Here is a 16,708-nt window from a genome sequence, read left to right on the forward strand (position 1 = left end):
GATCGCCCGGTCAGCCGCAGAGGAAGGCGCGCACCGCCGCGGTGGTGGCGGCGGGCTGCTCGTCGACGAGGAAGTGCCCGGCCCCGGTGACCGCCTCCCCGGCGACCAGGCCGGGATCGGCGGCCGCGCGGCGCCAGACCTCCAGCGGGCTCTCGTCGTTGGCGCCGACGACGCCGCGCTCGCCCCACAGCACCAGGGTGGGCGCGGCGATCCGCTCGCCCGCCGCTTCGGAGGCGGCGTCGTGCTCCAGGTCGATCGAGGCGCCGGCGCGGTAGTCCTCCAGCATCGCGTGCCGGGCCGCCGGGTCGGCGAACGCGCGCTCGTAGGTGGCCAGTGCCTCGGGCGGGTGCGCGTCCAGTCCGGAGCCCCAGCCGCCGAGCAGCGAGTGCAGGTAGCCGATCGGGTCCCCGGCGATGAGTCGCTCGGGCAGGTCGGCGGGCTGGATGAACAGGAACCAGTGGTAGTACGCCGTCGCCAGCGCCCGGTCGGTGTGCGCGTAGACGTAGGCGGTGGGGAGGATGTCGAGCAGCGCGGCCCGCGCGACGCGCTCGGGGTGGTCGAGCAGCATCCGGTGGGTGACACGGGCGCCGCGGTCGTGGCCGACCACGGCGAAGCTGTCGAACCCGAGCCGCGCCATGACGTCGACCTGGTCGGCGGCCATCGCCCGGAACGAGTAGCCGGCGTGGTTCTCGCCGTCGGAGGGCCGGCCGGACTCGCCGTACCCGCGCAGGTCGGTGGCGACGACGGTGTGGTCGCGCGCCAGGTCCGCCGCGAGCGGCCCCCACATGGCGTGGGTCTGCGGGAAGCCGTGCAGCAGCAGGACGGGCGGGCCCTCGCCGCCGCGCACCCCGTGGACGACGACCCGCTCCTCGGGCGGGCCGACGGTCAGGTCGAAGGCGTCGAAGTCGACTGTTCCGGGCACGGGTGCCGTCCTCCCTGGTCGGGTCGCGCACCGGCGGCCGGCCGCGCCACATCGAACACCCAGAACCGCAGCACCGCGAACCGCAGCAGCCCGCCGGCGAGGCTGGCGACCGCGACGACCGCGGCCTCCTCCCCCGGCGTGGTGGCCCCGGCCAGCTGGTGCAGCGCGAGCAGCACCGCGGAGGTGTAGGTCGCGTAGAACGCGACGGTGCCCGCGTCCTGCACCCACTCGCGCAGCCGGTGCGCGGGGGCGCCGTCGAAGGCGAAACGGCGGCTGGCCTCGGTGCTGATCGCGGTGGTGAGGACCAGCGCGACCAGGTTCGCCGGGACGGCCGGGAGCACCGGGCGGAACAGCAGGAACAGCGCGGCGTTCAGCGCCGTCGCCCCACCGCCGACGGCGGCGTAGCGGGCGAGCTGCACGGCCAGGGGGTACCGCCGCGACAACGCGACGACGGTACCGGTGACGCACCCGGGGACCCGGGCCGCGGAGGTCGCCGGGTCCCCGAACGGCACGTGTGCCGCCGACTGTGCTGCGTCCACCGGTCCTCCCGCCCCTGCTGGGTAGATCTTCGCAGGAGTACCCCCGACGGATCACCGGGAATCAACCGGACGCGTCACACCTCCACGGTGTGATGCCCCGGGCGGGTGCGCGCGCGGCCGGGCACCGTCACAGAGCGAGGAACACCGTCTCCCCCTCGCCGCGCAGGCGGATGTCGAACCGGTACCGGCCCGGGCCCTCCGCGACGGCGACGAGCGTGTGCCGGCGCGCCTCCGGGACCGCCGCGAGCAGCGGGTCGGTGGCGTGGGCGTCGGCGTGCTCGGGGAAGTAGATGCGGGTGACGACGCGGTCGAGCAGGCCGCGCGCGAACACCGAGACGTCGATGTGCGGGGCCTCGTCCGGCAGGGCCCCGGGCAGGACGGTGCGGACCTGCCAGCGGCCCTCGTCGTCGGTGGGGCAGCGACCGAAGCCGCGGAAGCCCTCCACCGTGGACTTCGCCGCGCCGCGCGGGTCGTCGGGGTGGTCGAAGCGGCCGTCCGGATCCGCCTGCCAGGTCTCGACCAGCGCGTCGGGCACGAGCGCGCCGGTGCCGTCGACCACGGTCCCGCCGACGAGGACGGCGCCCGGCGTGCCGTCGGGCACGACGTCCGGGCCGTCCGGCCAGGGCAGCCCCAGCGACAGGTACGGGCCGACGGTCTGGGTGGGGGTCAGCGGCAGGCTCATGCGTGGGGCTCCTCGAACGGGGTGGCGCCGCGGCCGCGCAGCACGATGTCGAAGCGGAAGGCCAGTGCCCACTCGGGACGGGTCGCGTCGAGGTCGAAGGTGGACACCAGCCGCCCGCGGGCCTCCTCCGGCGTCGCGTTGTAGATCGGGTCCTGGCCGAACAGCGGGTCGTCCGGGAAGTACATCTGGGTGACCAGCCGCTGGGTGAAGGCACGCCCGAACAGCGAGAAGTGGATGTGGGCGGGCCGCCAGGCGTTGTGGTGGTTGCCCCACGGGTAGGCACCGGGCTTGATCGTGGTGAACGAGTAGTTGCCCTGCGCGTCGGTGAGGACCCGGCCGCCGCCGGTGAAGTTCGGGTCGAGCGGCGCCGGCCAGTTGTCCCAGCGGTGGGCGTAGCGGCCCGCGGCGTTGGCCTGCCAGACCTCGACGAGGGTGTCCGGCACGGGGCGGCCGTCGGAGTCGAGCACCCGCCCGGCGACGACGATCCGCTGGCCGAGCGCCTCACCGCCGGCGCCGACGGTGAGGTCGTCGTCGCCGGGGCGGACCGGGCCGGTGAGCAGCGGGCCGGTGATCTCGGTGAGGCGCTGGGGCAGGATCACCGGCTGCTCGGACGGCGCCCGCAGCGCGGTGCTGCGGTAGTCCGGTGAGAGCAGCGGTGCGTGGGTCCCGGCCGGGACGGGGGCGTAGCCCTGCATCGGCGGTCCTTCCTCGTGGTGGGTGGGATCTAGACGGCACCGTGCGGGAGGCCGACGTAGTTCTCGGCGAGGCTCGTCGCGGCGGCGCGGGAGGTCACGCTGTAGCGCAGCTGGGAGCGCTGCAGGCCGACGCCGAACGCGTCGCCGCCCTCGGTGGCGGGGTCGAAGCGGTGGAGCATCGAGGTCATGAACCAGGAGAAGTGCTCGGCCCGCCAGACCCGGCGCAGGCAGGTGTCGGAGTAGGAGTCGAGGCCGCCGGTGTCGCCGTCGCGCAGCGCGCGCACGACCGCGTCGGCGAGCACCCGGACGTCGGCGATGGCGAGGTTCATGCCCTTCGCCCCGGTGGGCGGGACGATGTGCGCGGCGTCGCCGGCGAGGAACAGCCGTCCGCGGCGCATCGGGGAGGCGACCATGCTGCGCATCGGGGTGACCGAGGGCTTCTCGAGGAACTCGCCCTCGTTCATCGTGAAGCCCTCGCAGGCCAGGCGGGTGTGCAGGGCGTCCCAGATGCGCGCGTCGGACCAGTCGGCCGGGTCGGTGTCGTTCGGGACCTGGACGTAGAGCCGGGTCACCTCGGGGCTGCGCATCGAGTAGAGCGCGAAGCCGTCGTCGTGGTGGGCGTAGACGAGCTCGTCGGTGGTGGGCGCGGCCTTCGCGAGCACCCCGAGCCAGGAGAACGGGTAGACCCGCTCGGCGATGTCCGGTGCCACCAGCGGGCGGGAGACGCCGTGGAAGCCGTCGCAGCCGGCGATCACGTCGCAGCGCAGGACGTGCTCGGCGCCGTCGGCGTCGGCGTAGGTGACCGACGGGGCGTCGGTGTCGACGTCGTGCAGGGCGACGCCGGAGACGCCGAACTCGACCGGCAGGCCCGCGTCGTCGACGCGGTCGGCGAGCAGGTCCTTCACGACCTCCTGCTGGCCGTAGACGGTGATCCCGGTGCCGACGAGGTCGGCGAAGTCGATCCGGTGGTCGGCGGCGGGGGCGCCGGGGGCCTCGGCGAAGCGCAGCGAGATGCCGGTGTGCGGCATGCCCTCGCGGTCCAGCCGTCCGGCGACGCCCATCCCGCGCAGCAGCTCGACCGTGGGCGCCTCCAGCACCCCGGCGCGGACCCGGGCCTCGACGTAGGCGCGGTCGCGGGCCTCCAGCACGACCGAGTCGACACCGGCCAGCGCCAGCAGTTTCGCCAGCACGAGCCCGGCGGGGCCCGCCCCGACGATGCCGACCTGGGTCCGGGACTCGCGTCGCTGCGTCATGGGAGTCACCTTCCCGTTCCCGGCACGGCCGTTCGACCGAGCTTCCGCTCTACGGAAGAATGCCCGGTCATGACGACGCGTCCGGTCCGCTCGGGAGTCACCGCGCGGGTGCTGGACGTGCTGGGCGCGTTCAGCGCGAAGGACCCGGTGCTCGGGCTGACCGACATCGCCCGGCGCACCGGGCTCCCGCTGACGACGGTGCACAGGATCGCCGGTGAGCTCGCCGCGGGCGGGGCGCTGGACCGCGGCGACGACGGCCGCTACCGGATCGGGCTGCGGCTCTGGGAGATCGCGCACCTGGCCCCGGCCAGCCACGGGCTGCGGGAGGCCGCGATGCCGTTCCTGGAGGACCTGCACGAGGTCACCCGGCACAACGTGCAGCTCGCCGTCCTCGACCCGGACGACGCCGGCGAGGTCGTCTACGTCGAGCGCCTGTCCAGCCGCGACGCCGTCTCGATCGTCACCCGGACCGGGTCGCGGCTGCCGTCGACGGCGACCGGGGTCGGGCTGGTGCTGCTCGCCCACGCCGACCCGGCCGCGGTCGAGGCCGTGCTGGCCCGCCCGATCCGCCGGTTCACCCCGTTCACGGTGTGCCGCGCCGACGGTGTCCGGGCGCTGCTCGCCCAGGCCCGCACCGGCGGGTTCGTGGTGTCCGACCGGCAGATCGAGGAGGTGTCGATGTCGGTGGCCGCCCCGGTGCGCAGCGGGGACGGTCCGGTGGTCGCCGGGCTGTCGATCGTCGTGCCGGCCGCGACGAACCCGCACACCCTGGTGCCCGCGGTGCGCGCGGCGGCCCGCGGGATCAGCCGGGCGCTCGCCGCATCGTGATCGTTCCGATGCCGTGACCGGTACGCCCGCCGTGGCGTTCCGTGCCACCGTGACGACGTGCGTGACTTCCGGATCGAGATCCCCGACGCCGAGCTGGACGACCTGCGTGAGCGGCTCGCCCGCACCCGCTGGCCGGACCCGGCGACCGTCGACGGCTGGTCCCAGGGCGTCCCGCTGGACTACGCCCGCGAGCTGTGCGAGTACTGGCGCACCCGTTACGACTGGCGCCGCGTCGAGGCCGAGATCAACGCGTGGCCGCAGTTCCGCACCGGCCTCGACGGCGGCGGCGACGACTCGGTCGAGATCCACGTGCTGCACGCCCGCTCGAAGCACCCGGACGCGATGCCGCTGCTGCTCACCCACGGCTGGCCGGGCTCGCTGGTCGAGTTCCTCGGCGTGCTGCCCGCGCTGACCGACCCCGAGGACCCCGCCGACGCCTTCCACGTCGTCGTGCCGACGCTGCCCGGGTTCGGGTTCTCCGGCAAGCCCACGACGACCGGGTGGGGGGTCGAGCGGATCGCCGTCGCCTGGGCGCAGCTGATGGACCGGCTCGGCTACGAGCGCTTCGCCGCGCAGGGCGGCGACTGGGGCTCGATGATCACCTCGGCGCTGGGGACCGCGGCCCCGGAGATGCTGTACGGCATCCACCTGACGATGGCGCTGGCGCCCAAGCCCGACGACGCCGCCGGGCTCACCGCGCAGGAGAAGGCCGACATCCGTTTCTCCAAGGAGTTCTCCCGCTACGGCTCCGGCTACTCCGCCGAGCAGTCCACCCGTCCGCAGACCGTCGGCTACGGGCTCGCCGACTCCCCCGCCGCGCAGTGCACGTGGATCGTGGAGAAGTTCTGGGACTGGACCGACTGCGCGGGCCACCCGGAGAACGTGATCAGCCGGGACCGGCTGCTGGACAACGTCATGCAGTACTGGCTGGGCTCGGCCGGCGCGTCGTCGGCACGGATCTACTGGGAGAGCTTCGCCCGCCGCCGCCTCGACGACGTCGAGGTCCCGACCGGCGTCGCCCAGTTCCCGCACGAGATGGTCAAGCTCCCCCGGTCCTGGCTGGAGCGCCGCTACACCGACCTGCGCTGGTTCTCGCGTCCCGACGTCGGCGGGCACTTCCCGTCGCTGGAGCAGCCCGAGTCCTTCGTCGACGAGGTGCGGGGGTTCTTCCGCACCCTGCGCTGAGGTCTCAGACCACCAGCACGGACGCGGTGAACGCGTGCAGGTGGTTGCCCGGCCCGACCGGCCCGATCTCCCCGGCGGCGAAGAAGCCGGCCACCCGGGGTCCGGCCGCGTCGCCGGATCCGCCCGCGTGCGGGTCGAGGCCGACGCGCACGGCGTGCACGTCGTGGTCGGCGTCGCCGAACATCCCGGCGCCGCGACCGTTGCAGGAGAACAGCAGCGCGCCCGCGGCCGGCGCGGCGTGGCGCACCGGGGCGAGCAGCTCGTGCAGGTCCTGGGCGGCGCCCGCGGCGTCGCGGACCTGGAAGCGCACGGTGGTGCCGACCTCGACGACGTCGCCCGCGACGACGGCACCGTCGCCGACGTCGACGGCCAGCACCGCGCGGACCAGGAAGTCCCCACGGTCGTGGGACTCGGCGTACTCGTCGACCGCGACGCCCAGGTGCAGCCCGGTCAGCGCCTGCTGCTGCTCCTCGGGCGGCAGCGCGGTGACGATCTCGCGCAGCCGCTGGGCCGCGGGCCGCCCGGCGAGCTCGGCGATCCGGTTCCGCTCGGCGCGGGTGACGACCATCGGCGGCCCGATCGGGCGGCATCCCTGACTGACGACGACCCGCGCGTCGGACGTGCCGCCGAGCAGCACCCCGACCGCACCGCCGTGGTGCACGGTGCCGCCGGCGAACAGCCGGCCTGCCCCGGGCCCGCCGGGGCCGCTCGCCAGGCCGCCGATCACCGGGAAGCCCGGGTTCGTCGACGCGAGCCGGTCCAGCACCCCGCTGACCGGGAACGTGAACGGGTCGGCGAGCAGGACGGCGACGCGGTCGTCCTCGGCGGGCGGGACCAGGCCGCGCACGCCGATCGCGTCGCGGCCGTCCGGTCCGGCGCCGGGGCGGCGCTCGGCGACCGGGAAGATCGTCCGGACCCGGGTGCCGGGCAGCGACGCCGCCCAGACGGCGACGGCGGGCTCGCCCTCGACGCCGCGGCCATCGGCCATCACGCCGTGCGCGGTGGTCCCGATCGTCGCGCCGGGCGCGGCGAGCTCCATCACCCGCAGCCCCGCGGCCTCGACCTCCTCGACCGGCGCGGCCGCCCCCGCACCGGGGCAGACGAAGAACACCACGAGGTCGGGGACGACGCCGAGCGCGGCCAGCGCCTGCCCCGTCGCGACCTCCGCGGCGCCGACGAGGTCCGGCCCGACGGCCAGCCCGTCCCCGACCTGCACACCCTCACCGGCACCCACGACCCCGACGCTACGTCAGCCCACGGCTCCGGCACCGGTTCGGGACCGTGTGGGACGCCGGGTCCCGTGCGGGGCTCAGTGGCGGGGTCCGGGCACCCGGCCGGGGCGGGGCCAGAGGCGGTGGCGGGCGACGGCGTGGACGGAGGCAGGGCCCAGGGTGGCCGAGTCCGTGGAGCCGAACGGGTTGTCGCCACGGACGTGCCAGCCGTCGCCGTCGGGGTGCACGGCCCGCTTCACCGACAGCTGTCCGGGGCGGGACGCCCAGGTCACGAGGACGACGTCGCCGGACCGGACGGGCGCGCCGAACCGGACCAGCACGACGTCGCCGTCGGACAGGGCCGGGGACATCGACGGCCCCCGCACCGTCACCCTCCGCAGGCGCATCGTGGACTCCCTCCAGAGTGGATCTCTCGCGGCGGTGGTCGTCCTGCCCGACCACCGCCGCGAGGGTAGGGTCGCCGGTGCCAGAACGATCACCCCACCAGGGAGGACACTCATGCGGCTGTCCCGCATTCTCCGTCCGCGACTGGAGGCCACCGCGCACTGCGACCTCCCCTGCGGCGTGTACGACCCGGCCCAGGCCCGGATCGAGGCCGAGTCGGTCAAGGCGATCCAGGAGAAGTACCAGGGCAACGAGGACGTGGACTTCCGGGCCCGCGCCATCGAGATCAAGGAGCAGCGCTCCGACCTGGTCAAGCACCACCTGTGGGTGCTCTGGACCGACTACTTCAAGCCGCCGCACTTCGAGAAGTACCCGGAGCTGCACGAGCTGTTCAACAAGGCCACCAAGGCCGCCGGCGCGTCGGGCACTAAGGGCTCGAACGACCCGGCCACCGGCCAGGAGCTGCTCGACTACATCGCCCAGATCGACAAGATCTTCTGGGAGACCAAGCAGGCTGCCTGATCACAGGCCCCGAGACGGCGCTGACCAGCGGGAACCTTTCCCCGTGGTCAGCGCCGTCGTCGTTTCCGGACCACGGCGATTATATGCCTTGACCGGCATATACCCGCCATGGCATGTTCAACGGGTGCGTGACTCCTTCGACGTCCTGGCGGACCCGACGAGACGAGCGATCCTGGATCGGCTGCGGACGCCGCAGGGCTGCGTCGTCGGAGAGCTCGTGACCGCGCTGGAGCTGAACCAGACCGCGGTGTCGAAGCACCTGCGCGTGCTGCGTCACATGGGCATGGTCGACGTCGTCGTCGAGTCCCAGCGCCGACGCTACGTCCTCCGGGCGGACGCGCTGGCCGAGATCGAGACCTGGCTCGCGCCGCATCGCGCCTTCTGGGAGGAACGACTCGACGCCCTGGGCGCACACCTCGACTCCCTCGACAGCCCCCACGGAGAGGAACCATCGTGAGCATCCAGGTCACCGTCGATCCCGACGGCCCGGTCCTGCGCTTCGCGCGCCGCTATCCGCATCCGATCGAGAAGGTCTGGGCCGCACTGACCGAACCCGCCCAGATGAGCCGCTGGTTCCCCTGCGAGGTGCAGGCGGACATGCGCGTCGGGGGAACGATCACGCTGACCTTCGAGGACGGCGAGCAGGACCACGCCGAGATCACCGAGCTCGAGCCACCGACGGCGTTCGGGTTCACCTGGGCCGACGAGAGGCTGCGCTGGACCCTCGAACCCGACGGCGACGGCTGCGTGCTGCGTCTCGGCAACACCGTGCTCGACCCCCGCTGGTCGGCGAACACCGCCGCCGGGTGGGACCGCTGCTTCGAGGCACTCGCCGCACACCTCGGCGGGAGCGACCCCGGCACCACGACGGGACCCGACGAGGCCCTCGTCGCGCACTACCGTGCGGTGCTGGCCGACCGCCCGTCGTGACCCTCGGGGTCAGGCCGGCTCGTCGTCGACCTGCGCGGTGAGGTCGTCGACCATCCGCCCGAGCAGCCGGGTGAGGTCGGCGCGGTCGGTCTCCGACCAGCCCGCCATCGCGCCGGAGAACCAGCCGAGCACTTCGCGCAGGTAGCGCCCGACCGCGTCGGCGCCCTCGGGGGCCAGCTCGACGAGCCGGGCCCGCTGGTCGGCCGGGTCGGCGACGCGGTGCACCAGGCCGCGGCGCTCCAGCTCGTTCACCTGCCGGGTGACGTGCGGCCCGACCACCTGCATCCGGGCGGCGATCTCCCCCACCCGCAGCGGACCGCCCGCCGTGTGCAGCGTGATCAGCACCGACAGGGCGGGACGGTCGAGGTCGATGCCCGCGGCGGCGACCGCGCGTTCGACCACCCGCCCCCGGCTCAGGACGGTGCTGAGCTGGGTGATCCGCGGCAGCAGCGCGGCCAGCACCGGGTCGTCGGACACACGTCTCCCTTGATTGATACCTAAGTTAGGTATACGTTCGGCGTCGTCGGAAAAGGATACCTAAGTTAGGCAGGTACATCATGAAGGGGACGATCCTCGTGTCCGGGGCGAGCATCGCGGGGCCCGCGCTCGCCTACTGGCTGTACCGCCGGGGCTTCGCCGTCACCGTCGTCGAGCGGGCCGGCGCGGTCCGCGGCGGCGGCTACCCGATCGACGTCCGCGGCACCGCGGTCGAGGTGGTCGACCGGATGGGCCTGCTCCCCCGCGTGCGGGCTGCGCACGTCGACTCGCAGCGGCTCACCTTCCTCGACCCCGACGGCAGGCCGATCGCGACCGTCGATCCGGAGGCCGCGACCGGCGGGACGCACGGCCGCGACGTCGAGCTGCGGCGCGGCGACCTCACCGGCGCGCTGTACGACGCGGTCCGCGACGACGTCGAGTTCGTCTTCGGCGACTCGATCGCGAGCCTGACCGACCACGACCACGGCGTCGACGTGACCTTCCACAGCGGGGCCGAGCGGACGTTCGACCTGGTTGTCGGCACGGACGGGCTGCACTCGGCCACCCGCGCGCTCACCTTCGGACCGGAGGAGCAGTTCCACCACTACCTCGGGTACTGCTTCGCCGGGTTCACGATGCCGAACCACCTCGGCCTCGCGCACGAGGGCGTCATGTGGAACGTGCCGGGCCGGGCGGGGATCCTCTACGCGGCGGGCGAGGCCCCCGAGGTGCACGGCTTCCTGAACTTCGCCCGCACCGATCCGCCGTTCGACGCCTTCCGGGACCCGCAGGCCCAGCGCGACCTCGTCGCCGAGGTGTTCGCCGGGTACGGCTGGGAGATCCCGCGGATGGTCGCGACCATGCGCACCGCCGACGACCTGTTCTTCGACGTCGTCAGCCAGATCCGGATGCCACGCTGGTCGTCGGGCCGGGTGGCGCTCGTCGGCGACGCGGGCTATGCGCCGTCGTTCCTGAGCGGGCAGGGGTCGAGCACGGCGCTGGTCGGTGCCTACGTGCTCGCCGCCGAGCTGGCCGCGGCGCCCGACCACACCTCCGCGTTCGCCGCCTACGAGCACGGGCTGCGCGGGTTCGTCGAGCTCAACCAGGCCCTCGCCGCCGGGGGCGGCGGGCTCGTCGCGCCCCGCACGGCCGAGGACCTGGAGCGGCGCAATGCGGCGCTGCGCGAGCCGGTGGGCCCCACCGGTGACCGCATCCGCGAGGCCGCCTCGGCCTTCTCCCTCCCGGCCGTTGCGTAGACACGGCACCATTCCCGGCGTGCGTACCCACGTCGCGCTGCTGCGCGGGATCAACGTCGGCGGCCACGGGAAGGTCCCGATGGCCGACCTGCGCCGGGTGCTCGGCGGGCGCGGCTGCGCCGACGTCGTCACCCACATCCAGTCCGGCAACGTCGCCCTGACCAGCCCCGCGGGCGACGACGAGGTCGCCGCCACGGTCGCCGCGGCGCTGGTCGAGGAGTTCGGCGTCGAGCGCCCGGTGGTCGTGTTCGGCCGCGACGACTACCTCGCCGCGGTGGCCGCGAACCCGTACCCGGAGGTCACCGACCCGAAGCAGCTGCACGCCCTGTTCCGGGCCGGCCCGGCGTCCGACGACGACCGCGAGCGGATCGCCGCCGCGCTGGCGGCCGAGCGGGCGAAGGGCGGGCGGGGCGACGCCGTCGCCCGCGGGCGGGTGGTCTGGCTGCACCTGCCCGACGGGCTGGGACGCAGCGAGCTCGCGACCCGGCTGGCCGCCCGGACGAGGGCCGGCGACCAGGGCGGGACGATGCGGAACCGGGCGACCGTGGTGAAGCTGGCCGAGCTCCTGGGCTGAGCCGGACACGCGACGGCGCCGCGGCCCCGTCCGGTCGGACGTGACGCACGGCGCCGTCGACGGTGGATTCGAGCTGCCAGAACGATCCCCACCGCGTCGCTCGCATTTCTGCAAGTGACTTGCAGCAGAGTACATGTGGCGAATCGCCGCGTCCATGCGTGCGCGTCGCCCGTCGCGGGTAGGCGGCAGTTGCTACATAGTGGCAAGTGACCGCGCGTGGCATCCCGCCGCGCATCCCCGACGAGGAGAGGCCCCATGGCCGAGTACACGCTTCCGGATCTGCCCTACGACTACTCCGCGCTCGCCCCGCACATCGCGCCCGAGATCATGGAGCTGCACCACTCCCAGCACCACAACACCTACGTCCAGGGCCTCAACACCACCCTCGACAAGCTCGCCGAGGCCCGCGACCGCGACGACTTCGGCGCGATCGTCGGCCTGGAGAAGACCCTCGCGTTCAACCTCGGCGGCCACGTCAACCACTCCGCCTTCTGGAACAACCTCTCCCCCGACGGCGGCGACAAGCCCACCGGCGACCTGGCCGCCGCGATCGAGAAGGACTTCGGGTCCTTCGACGCGTTCCGGGCCCACTTCACCGCCGCCGCCACCACCATCCAGGGCTCCGGCTGGGCCATCCTCGGCCACGACCGGCTCGGCGACCGCCTGCTCATCCACCAGCTCTACGACCAGCAGTCCCAGCTCCCCGCCGGCCAGACCCCCATCGTCCTGCTCGACATGTGGGAGCACGCCTTCTACCTGCAGTACAAGAACGTCAAGCCCGACTACGTCAAGGCCTGGTGGAACGTCGTCAACTGGGCCGACGCCGCCGAGCGGTTCGCCGCCGCGAAGGGCTGAGCCTCCCCGCACCGCGACCGCGCCCCGCCCGGGAGCCCCGGGCGGGGCGTCGTGCCCTCAGCGGTGCGCGCCCGGCCCGGTGACGCCGGTGGCGCGCAGCAGCAGGTGCATCGCCAGGTCGACCGAACGCTCGCGGACGTCGGCGCGCCCGCCGGGCAGCTGCGGGTCGCGCGCGATGACCTGGCCGTCGGCGGTGGTCACGCAGAAGCAGACGTAGCCGACGGGCTTGGCCTCGGTACCGCCGCCGGGGCCCGCGACGCCGGTGACACCGACGCCGACGTCCGCCCCGAACCGCGCCCGCGCACCGTCCGCCAGTGCCCGCGCGACCACCGGCGACACGGCCCCGTGCGCCTCGATGAGCGCGGCGGGGACGTCGAGCAGCGCGGTCTTGGCCTCGTTCGAGTACGCGACCACGCCCCCGGCGACGTAGGCCGACGACCCGGCCCGGTCGACGAGCCGCCCGGCCAGCAGCCCCCCGGTGCAGGACTCGCCGGTCGCGACCGTCCAGCCCTTCGCGCCCAGCGCCGCGGCGAGCAGCTCGTCGGTGGTGCTGCCGTCGTCGCTGATGAGTGCGCGGCGGTGACGGTCGACGATGCGGGCCGCCAGCTCGCGGGCCACGGGCTCGGCGCCGGGCAGCGGGTGCAGGTCGACCTCCAGCTCCGAGCGTCGCAGGCAGGTGGTCACCTCCACCCCGGACACGTCGAGCTCGGCCTCCAGGACGCGCAGCGTCTCGGCGATCTCGGACTCCGGCAGCCCGGCGAAGCGCAGGAGCGTGGCCTCCGCACGGGGCACCCGGGTCAGCAGCTCCGCCACGGGCGCCGACTCCAGCGCGGCGGGCCACATGCCCTGCAGCTCGCGCGGCGGCCCCGGCAGCACGACGACCAGCGGCCCACCCGGTCGCGTCACGGCCAGCCCCGGCGCGGTCCCGACCGGCTCGAGGACGCTCGCGCCGCGCGGCACCCTGGCCTGTTTGGCCGTCGCCGCGTCGAGCGCGGGCCCGGCCCAGCCGGCGCGGCTCGCCCAGCCGGCGACCCGGTCGTGGATCCGGCCCTGCAGCGCGGTGTCGACCTCCATCTCCGCGCCCGCGAACCCGGCGACGACCTCGGCGGTCAGGTCGTCGGCGGTCGGCCCGAGCCCGCCCGAGGTGACGACGAGGTCGTCGGAGGCGACGAACTCCAGCGCCGAGCGCAGGTCCTCCGGGCGGTCCCCCACCAGCAGGACCCGCGAGACGGCGAAGCCGAGCTCGCCGAGGGAGCGGGCGACGAAGGGACCGTTGGCGTCGGCGACGTGGCCGGTCAGCAGCTCGCTCCCGGTGACCAGGACCGACGCGGTGGGACGGGACTCGCTCATGATCCGAACCTACCCGCGCCGGGAGGTCCGCACCCCGCCGCGCACGGGGTCACCATCGGTGCAGGTCCGGGGCGTCGGGACGCCGTCCGGTGTGGACTTGCCACCCGTTCGGGTGACGATGGTGCACGACACGCCCGGAACCGGACCACTCCGGCGTGTCGTCGCATCGCGAATGCCGCTCGTCGTGCCCCCGGACGGCCACGGGCAACCGCCCCGCGCGGCCGCCGTCGTCACCCGTACGGCGCACGATCGGACGGCACGGCTCCGACCTGCGCCGACGCCGTCCGTCGCACCACATCCGGTGAACTCCGCGACCGCGCACACGCACGGTGTCCGTTTTCCGGCAACCGCGCACTCTCAGTGTGAGCACAGCGGGCATACCCGACACTGTGTCCCATGTCAGGGATGTCTGCGCCGAACGACGCCGCGACCTGGGTCGGTGAGCTGGACCGGCTCGGCCCGCTGCGTGATCTGCGGGTCGACCCGGCGTTCCACGCCGCCCGTCTGCTCGTCACCGTCGGTGGCACTCCGCAGGGTCAGGTGACCGTGCCGCTGCGTGGCGGTCGCGCCACGATCGCGGAGCTGCGGTCCGCACTGATCACCCTGGGGTCGCCCGAGCGGGTGGTCCCGGCTCCGGTCGCGAGCGACCCCGTGACGGTGGTGATCGCGACCCGCAACCGGCCCGAGTCGCTGGCCCGCTGCCTGCGCGCGGTCCTCGCCTCCGACCACCCGGCACTGTCGGTCGTCGTCGTCGACAACGACCCGCCGGACGAGCTCACCCGCGACGCCGTCGCCGCCGCCGGGTCCCCGCGGGTCCGCTACGTCCGCGAGCCCCGCCGGGGCGCGTCGGTCGGGCGCAACCGGGGCCTGGCCGAGGCCCGCACCGAGATCGTCGCCTTCACCGACGACGACACCGAGGTCGACCCCGCCTGGGCCTCGCGCATCGCCGGCGCCTTCGCCGCGGACCCCGAGCTCGCCTGCGTCTCCGGCCCGGTACTGGCCGCCCGCCTGGGCAGCCCCGAGGAGCGCGCCGCCGACGTCGCCCTGGCCTGGAACAAGGGCTTCACCCCACGCCGGTTCACCCTCGCCGAGCCCCCCGCGGACTCCCCGATCTTCCCGTTCGCACCCGGCCTGTTCGGCATCGGCGCCAACCTCGCCGTGCGGGCCGGCGCCGCCCGCGCCGTCGGCGGCTTCGACGAGGCCATGGGCCCGGGCACCCCCACCCACGGCGGCGAGGACTGCGAGTTCCTGGTCCGCATGATCCTGGCCGGCAACGTCCTCGGCTACGCCCCGGGCGCCTACCTGTGGCACCACCACCGCCCCGACCAGGCCGCGCTGCGCAAGCAGATGGAGGGCTACGCCGTCGGGCTGGGCAGCTTCCTGGCCAAGGTGGCGCTGTCACCGCAGGGCCGGTCGGTCGCGCTGCGCCGGCTCCCGGCGGCGGTCGCCCGGCTGCGCCACATCTCCGACCGCGAGGCAGGCGCCGGCGTGGCGATGCCCGCCGACGCCGACCAGACGCGCAACCGGGGTCTGCTGAACGGCCCGCGGGCCTACCTCCGGTCGCGCCGCGCGGTGCGGCGGGCCGGCGGAGCGGTGCCGCCGCTGATCGGGCCGGCGCGGGCCGGGACGACCGCCCCGCACAAGATCCTGGCGACCGGCGGCCACCCGGCCGTCACCCCCGCCCGGCCGCACGGCACCGGCGGGTACCCGGCCGCCGCCCCGGTCCGGTCCCAGGGCGCCGGGGGCCACCCGGCCGCCGCCCCCGGGCGGCCGCAGGACACCGGCGGGTACCGGCCCGTCCCCGCCCGCACCGGCGGCCCGTACGGCGCCGGCCCCGCCCGGCGCGGCTGAGCCGCCCGCGGGCCGTGGCGACGCCCCGCCGCCACGGCCCGCGCTAGGACGTGGTGACGTCCGGACCCGGCCCCAGCAGGGCCGGGTCCGACGACGCGGCGACGAGCCTGCCGTGCGGGTCGGCGACCAGCCGTCGCGTCGTGGTGTCGAGGACCCCGAGGGTGCACTCCACCTCGGCCGCGAGATCGTCCGTCCGGTCCCCGTCGGCCGCGGCCACCCGGACGATCCGGTGACTCATCGTGAACGGCTTGCGCGCCGTGAACGCGATCACCGAGTCGATCCGCAGCTCGTCCCCGGCGCGCAGCTCGGCCCGGAAGTGCACCGTCGTCGACAGCAGCACGATCGTCAGGCCGTGTGCGCCGAGCGCGTGCTGGGACAGCCCGGCGGCACGGAAGTGCTCCATCCGGGCGTGCTCGCCGTACTGATGGTAGACGGCATGGTTGACGTGCCCGTTCACGTCCATCTCGTAGCTGCGGACACCGATCCGGACCCCGAACGGCGGAGACTGCTCGACGCTCATGGTCCACACCCTGCCAGCCGGGCCGGACCACCCCGGGCAGCGCGCCCGACCGTGTCCCGGGACGTTTGTGCCACCTGCGACCGCGGTCGTAGGGTGGGTGACCGCGCTGACTAGGCTGGTGCGGAGGCAGCACGAGCGGTACGTCAAGCAACGGCGGCCGGTTGTCACTCACGGTGACGTCGATGGCGCGTCCGGGAACGGACACGAGCACGGCGACGGCGCCGACGGCGACGACTCGCGAGGGAGCACGACACATGAGCAGTGAGACGCCCACCGGGGTGGGGGGAGACCAGGGCCCCGACGTCGGCGAGGTCGTCCGCTTCGAGGTGACCGAGCACGGTGACGGCGCCGTCGTCGTCGGAGTGCACGGCGAGATCGACACGATGACCGCGCCCGTGCTGAGCGAACGGCTCGCCGAGCGGATCGGCTCCGCGAGCCTGCTCGTGGTGGACCTGACCCGGGTCACGTTCCTCGGGTCGGCCGGGCTGGCGGCGCTCGTCGAGGGCAAGGAGAAGGCGGAGAACGCCGGCAGCCGGCTGCGGCTGGTCTGCGGCTCGCACGCCGTCACCCGCGCGCTCGAGGCGACCAACCTGATGTCCCTGTTCGACGTGGCCGACGGCGTGCCGGAGGCACTCCGCACGGCCTGACGACCC

General features: G+C 74.5%; 20 protein-coding genes. 10 read left to right on the forward strand and 10 right to left on the reverse strand.

Annotated elements, in window-relative coordinates; genetic code table 11:
• Positions 1-10: 10 nt before the first annotated feature.
• The 5 genes from ND486_RS18380 to ND486_RS18400 form a co-directional block, all read right to left on the reverse strand.
• Positions 11-922, reverse strand: a complete 912-nt coding sequence (locus ND486_RS18380) for an alpha/beta hydrolase (protein WP_251785467.1) — start codon at positions 920-922, stop codon at positions 11-13.
• Entirely contained in the window at positions 886-1,461 is a 576-nt protein-coding gene (locus tag ND486_RS18385; RefSeq protein ID WP_251785469.1) for a GtrA family protein, read from the reverse strand. The genes ND486_RS18380 and ND486_RS18385 overlap by 37 nt, the downstream gene beginning before the upstream one ends.
• 127 nt (positions 1,462-1,588) lie before the next feature.
• Positions 1,589-2,143, reverse strand: coding sequence for a protocatechuate 3,4-dioxygenase subunit alpha (pcaG, locus tag ND486_RS18390; RefSeq protein ID WP_224403341.1), 555 nt, complete (start codon positions 2,141-2,143; stop codon positions 1,589-1,591).
• Positions 2,140-2,838: a protocatechuate 3,4-dioxygenase subunit beta gene (gene pcaH, locus ND486_RS18395; RefSeq protein WP_062400788.1), complete on the reverse strand. Its 699-nt coding sequence runs from the start codon at positions 2,836-2,838 to the stop codon at positions 2,140-2,142. Before pcaH ends, pcaG begins: the two co-directional genes overlap by 4 nt.
• Before the next feature lie 29 nt (positions 2,839-2,867).
• The gene (locus ND486_RS18400) at positions 2,868-4,091 is read right to left on the reverse strand and encodes a 4-hydroxybenzoate 3-monooxygenase (protein ID WP_251785471.1); all 1,224 of its coding nucleotides are present in this window, start codon (positions 4,089-4,091) and stop codon (positions 2,868-2,870) included.
• Between the two features lie 69 nt (positions 4,092-4,160).
• Between ND486_RS18400 and ND486_RS18405 the strand changes: the two genes are divergently transcribed.
• The gene (locus ND486_RS18405) at positions 4,161-4,919 is read left to right on the forward strand and encodes an IclR family transcriptional regulator (protein ID WP_208821458.1); all 759 of its coding nucleotides are present in this window, start codon (positions 4,161-4,163) and stop codon (positions 4,917-4,919) included.
• Positions 4,920-4,976: 57 nt separating this feature from the next.
• On the forward strand, positions 4,977-6,104 hold the full coding sequence (locus ND486_RS18410) for an epoxide hydrolase family protein (RefSeq protein WP_208821461.1): 1,128 nt from the start codon (positions 4,977-4,979) through the stop codon (positions 6,102-6,104).
• A gap of 4 nt (positions 6,105-6,108) precedes the next feature.
• Here the strand turns inward: ND486_RS18410 and ND486_RS18415 are convergent, their stop codons facing one another.
• Positions 6,109-7,338 carry an FIST N-terminal domain-containing protein gene (locus ND486_RS18415; protein WP_251785473.1) on the reverse strand — a complete coding sequence of 410 codons (1,230 nt, stop codon included), beginning with the start codon at positions 7,336-7,338 and terminating at the stop codon, positions 6,109-6,111.
• A 75-nt stretch (positions 7,339-7,413) separates the two neighbouring features.
• A complete protein-coding gene (locus ND486_RS18420) occupies positions 7,414-7,722 on the reverse strand; it encodes a S24/S26 family peptidase (RefSeq protein ID WP_062404275.1) in 309 nt (102 codons plus the stop codon).
• A gap of 112 nt (positions 7,723-7,834) precedes the next feature.
• Here ND486_RS18420 and sodN point away from each other — a divergent pair, with 112 nt between their 5' ends.
• The 3 genes from sodN (at position 7,835) to ND486_RS18435 (ending at position 9,172) form a co-directional block, all read left to right on the forward strand.
• Positions 7,835-8,242: a superoxide dismutase, Ni gene (sodN, locus tag ND486_RS18425; protein WP_062400785.1), complete on the forward strand. Its 408-nt coding sequence runs from the start codon at positions 7,835-7,837 to the stop codon at positions 8,240-8,242.
• 124 nt (positions 8,243-8,366) lie between these two features.
• Positions 8,367-8,699: a helix-turn-helix transcriptional regulator gene (locus tag ND486_RS18430; protein ID WP_208821471.1), complete on the forward strand. Its 333-nt coding sequence runs from the start codon at positions 8,367-8,369 to the stop codon at positions 8,697-8,699.
• Complete coding sequence (locus ND486_RS18435) at positions 8,696-9,172, forward strand: SRPBCC family protein (RefSeq protein WP_251785479.1); 477 nt, start codon at positions 8,696-8,698, stop codon at positions 9,170-9,172. The genes ND486_RS18430 and ND486_RS18435 overlap by 4 nt, the downstream gene beginning before the upstream one ends.
• Positions 9,173-9,181: 9 nt before the next feature.
• Here ND486_RS18435 and ND486_RS18440 read toward each other — a convergent pair whose 3' ends face one another.
• On the reverse strand, positions 9,182-9,649 hold the full coding sequence (locus tag ND486_RS18440; protein WP_251785481.1) for a MarR family transcriptional regulator: 468 nt from the start codon (positions 9,647-9,649) through the stop codon (positions 9,182-9,184).
• An 80-nt stretch (positions 9,650-9,729) separates the two neighbouring features.
• On the opposite strand from ND486_RS18440, the gene ND486_RS18445 reads away from it, so the two are divergent.
• The 3 genes from ND486_RS18445 to ND486_RS18455 all read left to right on the forward strand — a co-directional run bounded on the left by ND486_RS18445 (position 9,730) and on the right by ND486_RS18455 (position 12,334).
• Positions 9,730-10,905: an FAD-dependent monooxygenase gene (locus tag ND486_RS18445; protein WP_251785482.1), complete on the forward strand. Its 1,176-nt coding sequence runs from the start codon at positions 9,730-9,732 to the stop codon at positions 10,903-10,905.
• A gap of 19 nt (positions 10,906-10,924) precedes the next feature.
• Positions 10,925-11,479 carry a DUF1697 domain-containing protein gene (locus tag ND486_RS18450; protein ID WP_251785484.1) on the forward strand — a complete coding sequence of 185 codons (555 nt, stop codon included), beginning with the start codon at positions 10,925-10,927 and terminating at the stop codon, positions 11,477-11,479.
• Between the two features lie 255 nt (positions 11,480-11,734).
• The gene (locus ND486_RS18455; RefSeq protein WP_251785485.1) at positions 11,735-12,334 is read left to right on the forward strand and encodes a superoxide dismutase; all 600 of its coding nucleotides are present in this window, start codon (positions 11,735-11,737) and stop codon (positions 12,332-12,334) included.
• A gap of 57 nt (positions 12,335-12,391) precedes the next feature.
• On the opposite strand, the gene ND486_RS18460 is transcribed toward ND486_RS18455, so the two are convergent.
• The gene (locus ND486_RS18460; RefSeq protein WP_251785491.1) at positions 12,392-13,684 is read right to left on the reverse strand and encodes a competence/damage-inducible protein A; all 1,293 of its coding nucleotides are present in this window, start codon (positions 13,682-13,684) and stop codon (positions 12,392-12,394) included.
• A 405-nt stretch (positions 13,685-14,089) separates the two neighbouring features.
• Here ND486_RS18460 and ND486_RS18465 point away from each other — a divergent pair, with 405 nt between their 5' ends.
• Positions 14,090-15,535, forward strand: a complete 1,446-nt coding sequence (locus ND486_RS18465; RefSeq protein WP_251785492.1) for a glycosyltransferase family 2 protein — start codon at positions 14,090-14,092, stop codon at positions 15,533-15,535.
• 43 nt (positions 15,536-15,578) lie between these two features.
• Here the strand turns inward: ND486_RS18465 and ND486_RS18470 are convergent, their stop codons facing one another.
• The gene (locus ND486_RS18470; protein ID WP_062400776.1) at positions 15,579-16,055 is read right to left on the reverse strand and encodes a thioesterase family protein; all 477 of its coding nucleotides are present in this window, start codon (positions 16,053-16,055) and stop codon (positions 15,579-15,581) included.
• A gap of 254 nt (positions 16,056-16,309) precedes the next feature.
• Between ND486_RS18470 and ND486_RS18475 the strand changes: the two genes are divergently transcribed.
• Positions 16,310-16,702, forward strand: a complete 393-nt coding sequence (locus ND486_RS18475; RefSeq protein WP_043280132.1) for an STAS domain-containing protein — start codon at positions 16,310-16,312, stop codon at positions 16,700-16,702.
• The last annotated feature ends 6 nt before the right edge of the window (positions 16,703-16,708 follow it).

Source organism: Pseudonocardia sp. DR1-2, assembly GCF_023717215.1.
Taxonomy (GTDB): domain Bacteria; phylum Actinomycetota; class Actinomycetes; order Mycobacteriales; family Pseudonocardiaceae; genus Pseudonocardia; species Pseudonocardia alni.